The sequence below is a fragment of the Oceanisphaera sp. IT1-181 genome, assembly GCF_033807535.1.
Lineage (GTDB): Bacteria > Pseudomonadota > Gammaproteobacteria > Enterobacterales > Aeromonadaceae > Oceanimonas.
In genome coordinates, this window is record NZ_CP136856.1 from 3,139,545 (window position 1) to 3,154,078 (window position 14,534).

The 14,534-nt window shown below is 50.4% G+C and carries 17 protein-coding genes; 11 read left to right on the forward strand and 6 right to left on the reverse strand.

Translation table 11 applies throughout. The annotated features are described in order from the left end of the window. The first annotated feature begins 25 nt into the window (after positions 1-25). A complete protein-coding gene (gene thpR, locus R0134_RS13890) occupies positions 26-553 on the forward strand; it encodes an RNA 2',3'-cyclic phosphodiesterase (RefSeq protein ID WP_319782553.1) in 528 nt (175 codons plus the stop codon). A 53-nt stretch (positions 554-606) separates the two neighbouring features. Here thpR and sfsA read toward each other — a convergent pair whose 3' ends face one another. Continuing rightward, positions 607-1,371 carry a DNA/RNA nuclease SfsA gene (gene sfsA / locus R0134_RS13895; protein ID WP_319782554.1) on the reverse strand — a complete coding sequence of 255 codons (765 nt, stop codon included), beginning with the start codon at positions 1,369-1,371 and terminating at the stop codon, positions 607-609. 291 nt (positions 1,372-1,662) lie between these two features. On the opposite strand from sfsA, the gene dksA reads away from it, so the two are divergent. The 8 genes from dksA to R0134_RS13935 all read left to right on the forward strand — a co-directional run bounded on the left by dksA (position 1,663) and on the right by R0134_RS13935 (position 8,036). Further along, entirely contained in the window at positions 1,663-2,115 is a 453-nt protein-coding gene (gene dksA / locus R0134_RS13900; RefSeq protein ID WP_319782555.1) for an RNA polymerase-binding protein DksA, read from the forward strand. A 7-nt stretch (positions 2,116-2,122) separates the two neighbouring features. Then, positions 2,123-3,046 (forward strand): tRNA glutamyl-Q(34) synthetase GluQRS, encoded by a 924-nt coding sequence (gene gluQRS / locus R0134_RS13905; protein ID WP_319782556.1) that lies wholly within the window; start codon positions 2,123-2,125, stop codon positions 3,044-3,046. A 219-nt stretch (positions 3,047-3,265) separates the two neighbouring features. Continuing rightward, positions 3,266-4,591: a polynucleotide adenylyltransferase PcnB gene (gene pcnB / locus R0134_RS13910; RefSeq protein ID WP_413641408.1), complete on the forward strand. Its 1,326-nt coding sequence runs from the start codon at positions 3,266-3,268 to the stop codon at positions 4,589-4,591. Beyond that, positions 4,588-5,073 (forward strand): 2-amino-4-hydroxy-6-hydroxymethyldihydropteridine diphosphokinase, encoded by a 486-nt coding sequence (gene folK / locus R0134_RS13915; RefSeq protein ID WP_319782558.1) that lies wholly within the window; start codon positions 4,588-4,590, stop codon positions 5,071-5,073. The genes pcnB and folK overlap by 4 nt, the downstream gene beginning before the upstream one ends. A gap of 15 nt (positions 5,074-5,088) precedes the next feature. Next, on the forward strand, positions 5,089-5,907 hold the full coding sequence (panB, locus tag R0134_RS13920) for a 3-methyl-2-oxobutanoate hydroxymethyltransferase (RefSeq protein ID WP_319782559.1): 819 nt from the start codon (positions 5,089-5,091) through the stop codon (positions 5,905-5,907). 47 nt (positions 5,908-5,954) lie between these two features. Then, entirely contained in the window at positions 5,955-6,800 is an 846-nt protein-coding gene (panC, locus tag R0134_RS13925; protein WP_319782561.1) for a pantoate--beta-alanine ligase, read from the forward strand. A 116-nt stretch (positions 6,801-6,916) separates the two neighbouring features. Next, the gene (gene panD / locus R0134_RS13930; RefSeq protein ID WP_319784377.1) at positions 6,917-7,297 is read left to right on the forward strand and encodes an aspartate 1-decarboxylase; all 381 of its coding nucleotides are present in this window, start codon (positions 6,917-6,919) and stop codon (positions 7,295-7,297) included. A gap of 112 nt (positions 7,298-7,409) precedes the next feature. Further along, on the forward strand, positions 7,410-8,036 hold the full coding sequence (locus R0134_RS13935; protein WP_319782562.1) for a GNAT family N-acetyltransferase: 627 nt from the start codon (positions 7,410-7,412) through the stop codon (positions 8,034-8,036). A gap of 150 nt (positions 8,037-8,186) precedes the next feature. On the opposite strand, the gene R0134_RS13940 is transcribed toward R0134_RS13935, so the two are convergent. The 5 genes from R0134_RS13940 to mpl all read right to left on the reverse strand — a co-directional run bounded on the left by R0134_RS13940 (position 8,187) and on the right by mpl (position 12,883). Further along, positions 8,187-8,960 (reverse strand): ABC transporter permease, encoded by a 774-nt coding sequence (locus R0134_RS13940; RefSeq protein WP_319782563.1) that lies wholly within the window; start codon positions 8,958-8,960, stop codon positions 8,187-8,189. Then, on the reverse strand, positions 8,957-9,880 hold the full coding sequence (locus tag R0134_RS13945) for an ABC transporter ATP-binding protein (RefSeq protein ID WP_319782565.1): 924 nt from the start codon (positions 9,878-9,880) through the stop codon (positions 8,957-8,959). The genes R0134_RS13940 and R0134_RS13945 overlap by 4 nt, the downstream gene beginning before the upstream one ends. Positions 9,881-10,134: 254 nt before the next feature. After that, positions 10,135-10,665 carry a hypoxanthine phosphoribosyltransferase gene (gene hpt, locus R0134_RS13950; protein ID WP_087035400.1) on the reverse strand — a complete coding sequence of 177 codons (531 nt, stop codon included), beginning with the start codon at positions 10,663-10,665 and terminating at the stop codon, positions 10,135-10,137. A gap of 185 nt (positions 10,666-10,850) precedes the next feature. After that, entirely contained in the window at positions 10,851-11,516 is a 666-nt protein-coding gene (locus R0134_RS13955) for a flavin prenyltransferase UbiX (protein WP_319782568.1), read from the reverse strand. After that, positions 11,513-12,883 carry a UDP-N-acetylmuramate:L-alanyl-gamma-D-glutamyl-meso-diaminopimelate ligase gene (mpl, locus tag R0134_RS13960; protein WP_319782569.1) on the reverse strand — a complete coding sequence of 457 codons (1,371 nt, stop codon included), beginning with the start codon at positions 12,881-12,883 and terminating at the stop codon, positions 11,513-11,515. The genes R0134_RS13955 and mpl overlap by 4 nt, the downstream gene beginning before the upstream one ends. Before the next feature lie 193 nt (positions 12,884-13,076). Here mpl and ppa point away from each other — a divergent pair, with 193 nt between their 5' ends. Together ppa and R0134_RS13970 are read left to right on the forward strand one after the other, a co-directional pair. Then, a complete protein-coding gene (gene ppa / locus R0134_RS13965; RefSeq protein WP_319782570.1) occupies positions 13,077-13,607 on the forward strand; it encodes an inorganic diphosphatase in 531 nt (176 codons plus the stop codon). 216 nt (positions 13,608-13,823) lie between these two features. Continuing rightward, positions 13,824-14,390, forward strand: coding sequence for a YtfJ family protein (locus tag R0134_RS13970; protein WP_319782571.1), 567 nt, complete (start codon positions 13,824-13,826; stop codon positions 14,388-14,390). The last annotated feature ends 144 nt before the right edge of the window (positions 14,391-14,534 follow it).

Consider the following 14,534-nt stretch of genomic DNA (forward strand, 5'->3'; position numbering starts at 1 on the left):
AAGGCAGCAGCCAAGGAGGAGACACATGGCAAATGACGACAGTCGGCTATTTCTGGCTTTTCCTGCCGATACGGTGGCGGCACAGCTTAATCAACTGCAAGACCAGCTGGCACTGCCAGGGCGGCGCATTCCTAACCGCCAATTTCATTTAACCTTACGTTTTTTAGGCGCGCTCAACGCCACCCAGTCAACGTCCTTGATGAAACAGCTGCCACGCATGCAGCTGCCCCATTTTACTCTTGAGCTCAACCAACTTGATTGTTTTCCTCGGGCCAAAGTAGTGTGGGTGGGGCCCACTCAGGTGCCAGATGTTTTACAGGCGCTGTATCAAGAGCTGAACAATCGATGCGGTGCGTTAAAGCTAGGTCCGCCACATAAAGCGTTTCGGCCCCACATTACTTTGTTTCGCCACGACTGTGTTGTTGAGCTGCCTCCCATCACGCCCATCCGCTTCCAACCTACCCAGTTATGCCTGTATAGCTCAATACAAAGCGAGCAAGGCCCGCACTATGAGATATTGGCGTCTTGGGAGTTAAATAATGGTGAAGCGTAAAGCATACCGCGGCTTTTCCACTTCGCTGTTCACGCTTCACTTCCCACATTCTCTTACCCAATAAACGGCAGCTCTTGCACCAATTGCATGCCTTGTGGGCTGATATCGGCCCGCCACGCGAAACACTCCACGCCCATGGCCATGGCCTCGGTCACCAGAGCGCCGTAGGCAGGGTCTAGATGGTGCGCAGGGCTAACACGGGCAATGCCCGTATGTAACACACAAAACAGCAGCACGGCTCTGTGACCGTCTTGTACGCACTGCATCAACTCACGCACATGCTTCTGTGCTCGCTCACTCTTGGTGTCAGGAAAATAACCTTGACCGGACTCACCCTTGCTCGTCTCATCTTGCCTTTGATCATCCTGCTTTTGGCTATCGAAAGGTTGGTCATCTAACAGCGTCACGCTCTTCACTTCTACGTAGCAGTCCGGTTGATTATCGGCGCGCAATAGAAAGTCGATACGGCTATTTTCAGTGCCATAGCGCACTTCGGCTTTTATTTCTGAGTAATGGGCCAAAGGCGTGATAACGTGATTAGCCAATGCCTCGGCGACCAGTGCATTGGCTTGATTGGTATTGACGCAAATAAAATGATCTAGATTATTTTGTACCAACTCCCAGGTGTGCGCATATTTGCGTTTGAGATTGCTAGAAGTCGAAAAATAAACCGGCCATCCGGGTTCGGCACAGCCGGTCATTTTGCCGGTATTGGGGCAATGTAGCGTCAAGGTTTGACCTTCAACATTTACGTCGGCTAAAAAGCGTTTATAGCGCTGGATTAGCACCCCTTGTTGCAAAGAAGATGAAAACTGCACAATCACACCTATAATCCACGGTTAATAGTTAAACAAACACCCTCGTCTTCGCGCATTTGCTCTTGAAAACCCCCTTCATTGTCCCCATATGGAGGAAACATCAAGCAACTGCATAGGCTTGATGGGGCAAGATCAGGGCCAATTTAAGATACGTAAAGCGGCCTAAGTCCTGTTTCAAGTAGATTTTTCACTGAAATAGCACGGCAAAATTGCCTTGTTAATAGGCTTTCTGCTATAGATAGCCGCTTTATAAATTTGGTTGGCGCAATATTGCTTCTTAGGAGATACGGAATGCCAGCAGTCGAAATCAAGAAATCTCTCGGTATTCTGGCCATTGCCGGTGTTGAGGCCTATCAGGCTAAGCCCGGTGAAGAATACATGAACGAAGGGCAGAAAACGCACTTTCGTAAAATTCTGGCCGCTTGGCGCAATCAGTTGCGCGAAGAAGTCGATCGCACCGTGGGCTACATGAAAGACGAAGCAGCCAATTTCCCCGATCCGGTGGACAGGGCCGCTCAGGAAGAAGAGTTTGCACTTGAGCTGCGCGCTCGAGATCGTGAACGTAAGTTGATCAAGAAAATCGAAAAAACACTGCAGAAAATCGAAGAAGATGACTTCGGCTACTGCGAGCACTGTGGTGTAGAAATTGGTATTCGTCGTCTAGAAGCCAGACCGACCGCCGATTTATGTATCGATTGTAAGACCTTGGCCGAAATCAAAGAAAAACAGATGGCCGGTTACTAGGCATTATATGAATAACAGCGCGCCCAAGCCTTATATTGGGCGCTTTGCCCCCTCACCCAGTGGCCCCCTGCATTTTGGCTCGTTAATCGCCGCGTTAGGCAGTTACTTGCAAGCCAAACGTTCTCAGGGAAGCTGGCTGCTCCGCATTGAAGACTTGGATCCGCCCCGCGAAATACCGGGCGCGGCCGACGACATTTTATTTGCACTCGACGCCTTTGGCCTGCATTGGGACGGCCCTGTGGTCTACCAAAGCCAGCGTCTGGACGCTTATCAAGCGGTACTCGATGAGTGGGCGAACCTTGGCTTCACTTATTATTGCCATTGCAGCCGAAAAACCATTGCCGAAAGCGGTGGCTTTTATACGGGCCACTGTCGTGACTTAGGCTTAAGTTCAACACAGGCTTCGACGCGATTAGTAATGACCAATCCGGTCTATGAATTTTATGATCTATTGCAAGGCTCGGTTAAAATACCGACCGCGCTTGCAGAAGAAGATTTTATTGTACGTCGCCGTGACGGTTTTTATGCGTATAATCTGGCGGTGGTATTAGATGATGCAGCAGCGGGCATTACAGAAGTCGTGCGCGGAGCTGATTTGTTGGAGCCCACGGGCCGACAAATTACGCTATATCAAAGGTTGAATGCACCTATTCCCAACTGGCTGCATCTGCCCTTAGCTACCCTTTCTGGCCATAAACTATCGAAGCAAAACCATGCGCCCGCCTTGGATTTAAACCAAGCAGGCCATCAGTTATGTCAGGCCTTGGCTTTTTTGGGTCAGGCGCCGCCCGCATCTTTATGGCAGGGCAAGGTAGATGAAATTTTAAATTGGGCCATCGCACACTGGCAGTTGCCACAAGTGCCTGGTACCACACAAGTTGAGTTGAAGTGCACAGAAAATTCGCATTTTCAACGCCCTGCGCTATTATAGTGCGCAAAATTTAAGGTCTGTTGGCCTTTGCAAAATGATTTTTGCAACCCTGCGGGTTCGACTAAGCATATTTAGCTCGAACAAAATATAACCGCGAAAGGTCAACAGACCCTAGCTAAAGGCCATGCGAGGTGTCCTATTTTTTCCCAGATTGCTGGCTTTTGTAAGAAGCTACTAAACCGAACTCCACAAGTCCAAATCGAACAGGAGACGCTACCGTTGCAACCCGTGGTATTAACACGCGACCAACACGGTATATCACGCCAACAAATCAGTGATAACGCGCTCAAAGTGTTGTATCGCCTGAACAAGTCTGGCTTCGAGGCCTACTTAGTGGGCGGCGGTGTTCGTGACTTACTCTTGGGCCGCCAGCCCAAAGACTTTGATATCGCCACCAGCGCGACTCCCGACCAAGTTAAGCAGTTATTTAGTAACTGTCGCCTGGTGGGTCGTCGTTTTCGCTTGGCCCATATTTTATTTGGCCGCGATGTGATCGAAGTGGCGACCTTTCGTGGTCATCATCATCAGGTCAATAACAATAAAAATGCTTCAGACCAATCCTCTGAGGGCATGTTGCTGCGTGACAACGTCTACGGCACCATAGAAGAAGATGCGGAGCGCCGCGACTTTAGTGTCAACGCCCTGTATTACAACATTGCTGACTTTAGCGTGGTGGGTTTTTCTAATGGTCTTAAAGACTTAGAAAACCGCAGCTTAGAGCTGATTGGTGATCCAGAAACCCGCTATCGCGAAGATCCGGTGCGCATGATCCGCGCGGTACGCTTCTCTGCGAAGCTGGGCTTAACTATTAGCCCGCGCACCGCCGCACCCATCCTTGATTTAGCACCCTTGCTGGGGGATATTCCACCCGCACGCCTGTTTGAAGAAACGCTTAAATTATTGTTGGCCGGTTATGGGCTTGAAACCTATCACCAATTACAGCGTTATGGCTTGTTTGCGCCTTTGTTCCCAGAAGCTGCCGATGTGATGGGCCAAGGCGATAACGATTATCATCGTTTTCTCGAACTGGCACTGACCAATACCGATGAGCGTATTGCCCAAGATATGCGCGTAACGCCAGCTTTTCTATATGCAGCGCTGTTATGGGGTCCGGTAGAAACCCGCACTCAACAGTTTATGCACGAAGGCGGCCTCAACTATTACGATGCTTTCTTGCTGGCCATGGACGAAGTGCTGGGCCGCCAAGTGAAGAGCGTAGCGATTCCGCGTCGCTTTAGCTCGGTAGTGCGAGATATTTGGATGTTACAAGACCGTCTGACAAAGCGCAGTGGCAAACGCCCTCATCGCTTGTTAGAGCATCCTAAGTTTCGGGCCGGTTATGACTTCTTGTTATTGCGCGCCGAGCTCGACCCTAAGCTGAAAGAATTAGCCGATTGGTGGACCGAGTTTCAAGTGGCAAACCCAGTGGACAGACAGCAGTTATCTCGCGCCGCTCAGGCTCGACATAATCAGTTTGGTGGCGAAGACCCAGCTAAAGCGCGCAAGCGCCCACGTCGTCGTCCGCGCAAGAAAAAAGAAGCATGAGTCAAGTGTACGTGGCCTTAGGCGCCAACTTAGGCGAGCCGCTGGCGCACATTAAGGCCGCACAAGCGGCACTGGCAGACTTGGCCACAACCGGTAGCCTACGTCATTCACCGCTTTATCAAAGCCAACCTATGGGGCCGGCGGATCAGCCGCCCTATATAAATGGCGTCTCGGTGTTTGAGACCACATTGGCACCGCACGCACTGTTAGATGCGCTGCAAGCCATTGAGCAAACGCGAGGCCGCATGCGCAAGGGCGAGCGTTGGGGGCCACGTACTCTGGACTTAGATATCTTGTTGTATGACAACTTGATAATGAAGGATGACCGCTTAACCCTGCCCCACTACGGCATGAAGCAGCGCGAGTTTGTGTTGTATCCGCTGGCGGACTTGTGCCCAGACCTGATTTTACCCTGCGGCACGGCCCTAGCGCCCTTGCTGCTGACTTGCCCTGTCAATGGCATGACGCCACTGCTCTCGTAGTCAAAGGAATCTCTCATGAGTAAAGTAACTGCCGCCAAAACTACAGCCATAACGACAGCCCGCCTGTTAGCGATGAAACACGATCAGCAAAAAATTGCCATGATCACCGCCTATGATGCCACCTTTGCTAACGTATTTGAGCAAGCCGGTGCTCACGCCATTTTAATTGGCGACTCGCTCGGCATGGTATTACAAGGCGAAGACAGCACGCTAAAAGTCACGGTCGAAGAAATGGCCTATCACACCCGTTGTGTGGCCAAAGGCTGCACCAAGGCGCTTATCGTCGCCGACTTGCCGTTTATGAGTTATAGCAACACCGAACAAGCCTGTACCAATGCAGCGACCTTGATGCGTGCCGGCGCGCACATGGTTAAATTGGAAGGCGGTGACTGGCTGGCCGAGACCATTACTCAGCTAACGCGCCAAGGCGTACCTGTGTGTGGGCATTTGGGGCTAACGCCGCAATCGGTACACGTGTTTGGTGGCTTTAAGCTACAAGGCCGTGAGAGCGCCCAAGCGGAAAAAATTAAGCAGGATGCAAAAGCACTGCAGGCCGCAGGCATTCAGCTGTTAGTGCTGGAATGCGTGCCCAGCCCCTTGGCAAAAGAGATAAGCCAGCTATTGAGCATTCCGGTGATCGGCATTGGTGCCGGCCCAGATACGGACGGCCAAGTATTGGTGATGCAAGATGCCTTAGGCTTAACCACGGGTTATGTGCCTAAGTTCACCAAGAACTTTTTGGCCGAGCACGACAGCGTTAAAGCCGCCATTAGTGCTTACGTAACAGACGTAGCCGAGGGGCGTTTTCCTGGCCCTGAGCACAGCTTTAACTAACGCTGATAAACTTTTAATTAAAAACAAAGCACAGCAGAGAGCCGAACATGCCGCTTATTTCTGATATCACCGATTTAAGAGCCACCATTAATGAGTGGCGTCGCCAAGGGTTGCGCATCGGCTTTGTGCCGACCATGGGCAACTTGCACACCGGCCATCTGCAGTTAGTCAAGACGGCAAGCCTGCACTGCGATAAGGTGGTAGTCAGCATCTTCGTCAACCCCATGCAGTTTGACCGCGCGGCAGACTTAAGCGCTTACCCGCGCACCTTAGAGCAAGACTGCGAGCGCTTAGATGATTTGGCAGATGCGATATTTACGCCCACCCCTGAGCTGATGTACCCCAACGGTCAGCAGCAGCAAACCCGCGTGGTGGTGCCCGGTGTTAGCGAAGTGCTAGAAGGCGCGCTGCGCCCAGGCCACTTTGATGGCGTGAGCACTGTGGTGTGTAAGCTGTTCAACCTAGTACAGCCAGATTTGGCCTGCTTTGGTGAAAAAGATTACCAGCAACTGGCGCTGATCCGTAAAATGGTCAGCGATTTAAATATGCCGGTCGAGCTGATAGGTGTACCTACGGTGCGAGCGGAAGACGGCTTAGCCCTGAGCTCACGCAATGGCTATTTAACGACCACTGAGCGCGAGCAAGCGCCGACGCTTGCGGCAACCATGTCATGGTTAGCCGAGCGCATTGTTCATGGCGAGCGCGATTTTGCAGCACTGGTAACAGCTGGCAGCACCCGCTTAAATAATAGTGGTTTTACCACGGATGCCATTGATATCGTGGACGCCAGCACGCTGCTGCCCGTTACCGAGCAAGCCCAAGCCGTAGTTATTTTAATGGCCGCCTTTTTAGGCAAAGCACGATTAATAGACAATCAGGTCGTGTCTTTATAAGATGCGCCTTCTTTTTGGCAAGATTTTTCTGCAAGACGTTACTGCAGACAGACGGATGCGTGTATTAAGGGTCAATAAACCCTCAGCACTTACAACGGAGATCAGGAAACATGGATATGCAACGCGTTATGCTGAGAGGCAAACTGCACCAAGCACGGGTGACTCACGCTGAACTGAACTACGAAGGTTCTTGCGCTATTGATCAAGACTTACTTGATGCGGTGAACATTCGCGAATATGAGCAAATCGATATTTATAACATCGATAATGGTGAGCGTTTTCACACCTATGCGATTTCCGGTGAGCGCGGCTCTAAGATGATCTCACTCAATGGCGCCGCCGCCCGTAAGGCCGCCGTGGGTGATCGCATCATCATCTGTGCTTATGCGCCTATGAGCGAGCAGCAGATTGAACAGTATCACCCAAGCTTGGTGTATCTGGATGTGGACAACAACATAGTGCGCACCAGCAAAAACATCCCGCTGCAATTGGCTTAAGAGCAGCCGTACGCTAAACGTCGTACGCTGTAACTAGTCATAAAAAACCCGAGCCTTAAGCTCGGGTTTTTTATTGGTAACTCAATAACGCTTGGCAGGAGCAAAGACCTGTATGCAGACATCTCAGATCACGCTCGCGCTCATACCTAAGGTTGATCTTAAAGCTGCGGCGCGGCTATGTGCAGAGGCCATGGCTGAGAATCCATTGCACCTTAAGGTGTTTGGCCAAGATATAAATAAGCGCCAGCGTCGGCTTACACGGCTGTTTAGCGGCTTGCTGCCCTATATCGCCCGCAATGGTGAGCTAAGTGGCGCTTATGTAGGCCAGCAGCTAGTGGGCGTCTTAGGACGGTTATCTCCCGGCCATTGCCAACCCTATTACTTAGAGCTAATAAAACTGGCTCCTGCCTTACTAGCCAGTAACTCACCGCTAGGTTGGCTGCGTACGCGGCACTGGCTAAACCAATGGGCCAAGTTCGATCCCGCCACTCCACACTGGCACCTAGGCCCGCTTGCGGTCGCCCCAAACCACCAGCGCCAAGGCATCGGCCGCGCTTTGATGGAAGTCGCCATTAATGAGGCCAATGGCGTTAGCTTGTATCTGGAAACTGATAAACTCAGTAATGTACTGTTTTATCAAAAGCTAGGCTTTCACATCACCGCCACGCCCACCCTGCTGGGTACTAAGACATGGTTGATGATGAACAAGCAGCCGTACGTCACACGCTATACGCTGTAAGTAAAAGACAAACATCGTCTTGTTTTGACGAACAGCGTACGGCGCAAAACGTATCGCGCCCCGTAGGGATTCGCCCATAAAAATGGCAGCCGATTAGCTGCCATTTCATTCTTTAGCTTACGGCGTACTCGTACGACTCCCCGCAGGGGGTTAGGTTCGTAATCCACGCCCGGTACGAATTAAGTACCAAGCCCACCAGTAGAACACCAAGATGAAGCCGATAATAATGGTGTAGGCCACACTTAAGCGCACATCCGACACACCCAAAAAGCCATAGCGAAAAGCGTTCACCATATAGAGCACGGGATTGATCTGGGAGATGCTCTGCCAAACACTCGGTAACAAACTAATGGAGTAAAACACGCCACCTAAATAGGTAAGCGGCGTTAAAATAAAGGTCGGAATGATGCTGATATTATCGAAACTGCGCGCATAAATAGCATTCAGTAAGCCTGCCAGCGCAAATAACACCGAGGTCAAGAACACGGTAAATATTACGCTAAACAGATGCTCAATATGTAAGTCGACAAAGAACAGCGACACTAGGCTAACGATTAAGCCCACCAGCAAACCGCGCACCACACCACCGCCTACGTAGCCGGCAATGATCACATAAGTGGGCACGGGGGCCACTAATAGTTCTTCAATGTTATTTTGGAACTTACTGCTGTAAAAAGAGGAGGCCACGTTAGAGTATGAGTTGGTAATGACCGACATCATAATCAAACCTGGCACAATAAAGGCCATGTAAGAAAAGCCGTCCATCTCACCAATCCGGCTACCAATCAGGTTGCCAAATATCACGAAATACAGCGACATAGTAATAGCCGGGGGTACCAAAGTTTGTACCCAAATACGGCCAAAGCGCACCACTTCACGAGATAAAATACTGTTAAAGGCCACATAATAACGCATGCCGCTCATACTGCTGCTCTCCCGCTTTCTACTAGCGTCACAAATAACTCTTCTAAGCGATTGGACTTATTGCGCATGCTTAACACCCGCACCCCTTGCTCGTTAAGCTGAGCAAAGACATTATTTAAGCCCTGCTCTTTCTTCACTTCCACTTCTAAGGTGTGATCGTCGAGAAGCTGCCAGTTGTAGCCGGATAAAAATGGCTCGCGGCCGTCAACCACTAAATCCAGAATAAAGGTTTCGACTGTCATCTTACCGAGCAAGCCTTTCATGCTGGTATTTTCGATTAGCAGGCCTTTATCTATGATGCCGATATGACGACACAGCAATTCCGCCTCTTCCAGATAATGGGTGGTCAGAATAATGGTGATGCCTTGCTCGTTAATCAGCTTTAAAAAGTCCCACATGGCGCGACGAATTTCGATATCCACACCCGCCGTCGGCTCATCCAAAATCAATAATTTAGGCTCATGCATTAAGGCGCGCGCTATCATCAGGCGGCGCTTCATTCCGCCAGAAAGGGTACGCGAAATAGCATGGCGCTTATCCCACAAATCCAACTGCTTAAGATAACGCTCGGCGCGGATTTTGGCTTCTTTGCGATTCACCCCGTATAAGCCCGCTTGGTTAATCACCACCTGTTCGACTTTTTCAAACTGGTTAAAGTTAAATTCTTGCGGCACTAAGCCAATTTGGCTCTTGGCATCTTCCAAGTGGGTATCGATATCAAAACCAAACACCTTTACCGTGCCGGCGGTTTTATTTACCAAGGAAGAGATAATGCCAATAGTGGTGGACTTACCCGCACCATTAGGGCCCAACAGCGCATAAAAGTCGCCCTGTTCCACGGTTAAATCTATGCCTTTGAGCGCTTCTACACCACCGGCATAGACTTTGCGCAAGCCTGCAATTTCCAGTGCTTTGGTCATCAATAGCTCCATAACATAAAAAAGCCCAGAGACGGTCAACGAGTAAATCTCGTCGCCTGATCCCTAGGCTAGTAGTAATAGTGAGGTGTAAGGAGTGAAGTGAAAGGCATACCCCCTCACTCCTAAAAAACGTTTTGCTAAGCAAAACCAGCCGGCTAAAGCGGCTTCTACAGGCGAAGCCGGAAGGTTTAGGTTTTAGGTCTGTCTTCCTGCTCGTCCACTTCACCCTTTACTCTTCACCCTAGAACAGCAAATCAATCCAGCGGTATTACCTTGCCGATGTAGGGCAGGTTACGATAGCGCTGGGCGTAATCGATGCCATAACCCACGACGAATTCGTCGGGTATGGTAAAGCCCACCCAATCTACGGGCACATCCACTTCGCGGCGGTCCGGTTTATCGAGCAAGGAGCAAATGGTCAGTGAGGCCGGTTGGCGCAAGGACAAAATCTCTTTCACCTTACTCAAGGTGTAACCCGTATCTATGATGTCTTCGACGATCAACACGTGCTTACCGTGAATTTCATCATCTAAGTCTTTGAGAATGCGCACATCACGATTACTTTTTGTGCCACTACCGTAGCTGGAAGCCGTCATAAAATCGAGTCGTACCGGTAACGGGATTTGGCGGCAAAGATCGGCCATAAAGACACAGGAGCCGCGCAGCAAACCCACCATCACCAGCTCATCTACGCCTTGATAATGTTGAGTAATTTGTTCGCCTAATGCTTGGATCCGGGCATTAACCTCATCGGTGCTGATCAGGACATCCACTCTGTGTTTCATTTTCGCTCCGTTCGGGGTAGTAACGCCCGACTGTGATTAAAGACGTATTCTAACGGAAATCTAACGGGGCTGCATGTGGCATGCGTGAGGCGTAAATGGTGAGGCGTAAGGTGAAAACATCCAATCTGCAGACTGGGTGTTTGCTCTTATTCCCTCACAATTTTCCCCTCACTCTTCACTGAGTTTCAATGCCCATATCCCCAACGCGACATCAGTGCGTGATCCAGATCTAGATGATCCAAAATGCGCGCCACCATAAAATCCACTAAATCACTGATACTTTTCGGCTGGTGATAAAAGCCCGGCGAGGCGGGCATAATAGTCACGTTTAAACGCGCTAATTTCAGCATGTTCTCTAAGTGCAGCGCCGAATAAGGTGATTCGCGCGGCACTAAGATCAGTTGGCCTTTCTCTTTGATTACCACATCGGCCGCGCGCTCAATTAAATTATCCGAGTTACCCATAGCAATGGCAGCCACAGTGCCCATAGAGCAAGGGCAAATCACCATCCGCCGTGGCGCACCTGAGCCGGACGCCACCGGTGAAAACCACTCTTCTTTGCCATAGACTTTAAGCTGCTCAGGCTTGGCCTGATAACGCTCGCTTAACAGTGCGCCAAGAGCTGCGGGTTGCGCCGGCCACTGCTCATCTTGTTCGGTGGCCATCACCACCCGTGCGGCACTGGACACCAACAGATGCACTTGTAAGTCGGCCTCAAGCAAGCGCTGTAATAGCGCCAACGCATAAGGCGCGCCCGAAGCACCCGATAGCGCCAGTGTTATCTGTTGTTGGCGAGGATAGGTGATTTGCTGATTTCTCGGATAATTCGAATCAGTTTTAACTGCACTCATGAAACAGCTCCCAACGCTAACGCATCTAACAAACGCTGATGAATACCACCAAAGCCGCCGTTGCTCATCACCAATATATGGTCATTAGGTTGGGCATCGCTCACCAGTGCCGCAATCAAGGCATCCAAGTCTTCATAGATTTGACCTTTGGGGCAGGCATTGGCCACAGCGCTCAAGTCCCAATCAAGGCCACTGGGCTTAAATAAATAGGTGGCGTCCGCCAGTTGCAGTGAATCCGCTAACGGCTGCTGATGAATCCCCATCTTCATGGTGTTAGAGCGCGGCTCTAATACCGCCAATACGCGGCCGTTGCCTTGTGCCTTCACTTGGGCTTTTAGCCCCGCCAAAGTAGTGGCAATGGCGGTGGGATGATGGGCAAAGTCGTCCCAGACGCGAACATTACTGACCACGCCTTTTAGTTCCATGCGCCGCTTAGGCGACACAAATAAGCACAATGATTTAATAGCCTCATGCACCGGCACACCGGCATGGCGAGCCGCCGCCAAGGCCATTAGACCGTTGTGTACGTTGTGCAGGCCCATGCAGTCCCACTGCACTTCGCCCACCTTTTGCCCATCAACTACTACCGCAAACTGGCTACCATCTTCGCGTAACGGCTCCACTTGCCACAGGCCGCCCTCACCTAAATATTCCACATCGCTCCAGCAACCCATGGCCAGCACTTTATCTATGGCCGGTGTTTGGGTGGGCACCAGCACACGACCGTGGCTGGGCACCATGCGTAATAAATGATGGAATTGCCGCTGAATAGCCGCTAAGTCGTCGAAGATGTCGGCATGATCGAATTCCAGATTATTTAAAATCAGCGTGCTGGGTCGATAGTGCACAAACTTGGAGCGTTTATCGAAGAAGGCGCTGTCGTACTCATCGGCTTCAATCACGAAAAACGGTGCCTCACCTAAGCGCGCCGACACCTCAAAGTTACCGGGCACGCCACCGATTAAAAAACCCGGGTTAAGGCCACAGTCTTCTAAGATCCACGCCAACATAGCGGCGGTTGTGGTTTTGCCGTGGGTACCTGACACCGCTAACACCCAACGGTCTTGCAATACATGCTCAAGCAACCATTGCGGCCCAGAAGTGTAGGGCAAACGCCGATTAAGCACTGCCTCCACGCACGGATTACCACGGCTCATAGCATTACCGATCACCACTAAGTCGGGGGTATCGTCGAGCTGGGCGGGATCGTAACCTTCGATTAACTCTATGCCCTGAGCGGTCAGCTGAGTGCTCATAGGTGGGTAAACATTGGCATCGCTGCCGGTGACCCGATAACCGAGTTGTTTAGCCAAGACGGCTAATCCGCCCATAAAAGTGCCACAAATACCGAGAATATGGATGTGCATAACGTGCCTCTGGCTGCTGTAATGGGCCCATTCTAACAATGTGCCTTCACTTTGGGCACTTGTATGGTGATCTCTACGACACTAGTTATAATATCGCTCTATATCGTCGTTACCCATTGGTATAATCGGACCCGCACTCTAAGCGTGGTAAACTCGGTTATTCAGTTTGTTATCTATTAATAAAGGAAGTCTCATGAGCCTGAAGAACGTCCCTGCCGGCCTTAATTTGCCTGAAGATATTTACGTGGTCATCGAAATTCCCCAGAACGCAGATCCTATTAAGTACGAAGTGGATAAAGACACAGGCGCGCTGTTTGTGGACCGTTTCATGTCTACGCCTATGTTCTACCCGTGCAACTACGGCTACGTGAATAGCACCTTGTCTTTAGACGGTGATCCGGTTGATGTGTTGGTGCACACCCCGTATCCGTTAGAAGCCGGTTCAGTGATCCGCTGCCGTCCAGTGGGCGTGCTTAACATGACCGACGAGTCTGGCGTTGATGCTAAGATTATCGCCGTACCACACAGCAAGCTGAGCAAAGAATACGAGCACATTCAGGACATCAATGATGTATCTGAGCTGCTGAAAGCCCAGATCCAGCACTTCTTCGAGCACTACAAAGAATTAGAAGTGGGTAAGTGGGTGAAGTTAGACGGCTGGGGCGATAAAGCCGCCGCCGAAGCAGAAATCTTAGACTCTGCCGAGCGCTTTAATAAAGCCTAAGTAGCAAAAGCTAAGCTGCATTAAAAAGCCCCCAATTAACTCTGGGGGCTTTTTTTATCCGTGTCACGATAGGCTCCTGCTCTGTTGAGCTGGGCACTTAGTGTTATCTCTATCTCCTCTCGCCTCACGCTTTACCCCTCACCGCCCTACAGTAATTTGACAATTGATTAACATCACTTAGGCTGATTGAGTTAACCCTGATCAAGGAGTTATTTGATGCCGATGAGAATTGGAATGTTACTGGCCTGTTTACCCCTCGCTTACCTGCCGATGGGGGTCTGGGCTCATAATCTGCAACTCAATCAAGCCGCACCAGCGGTGACGGTAACCAATCAAGGCGAATTGATACTTAATAATGAGCAATTGAGTGCGCGTAATTGGCAGTTAAGCAAGGGCGCTGGCAAGGTACGCTTGGTACAACACATTGCAGGGCGTTCCAGCGCTAAGGAGCTAAATGCGCCCTTAGTTCGTGCCATTACCGCGGCCAAGCTGCCACGGGACCGTTATCAAACGGTGACCATTATTAACGTCAAGGATGCAATATTTGGTACGTCGGCTTTTGTACGCAGCAGTGCCGAGAGCAGTAAGCGAGAATTTCCTTGGTCATCGATAGTGGTAGATGAAAATGGAGTCGTGGCACAGACATGGCAATTAAAAGCGAAAAGTTCGAGCGTTGTGCTGCTTGATCAGAAGGGAGTAGTGCTTTTTGCTAAGGAGGGGGCATTAACCAGTGAGCAAATAATGGAGGTCATGATGTTAGTGCGCGGCGCACTTAAAAATTAAAAAGATAAGCCTCATCAAGATCTTACGTTTTGATTAGGCTTATTCTATGATGGCGATAATAGTCGCTAAAATACCCAGACTGGATAAATAGCCCACCACTAACAGTATCTTGGCCACACTGTGTTTGGCCTTTGGATGTTCTTG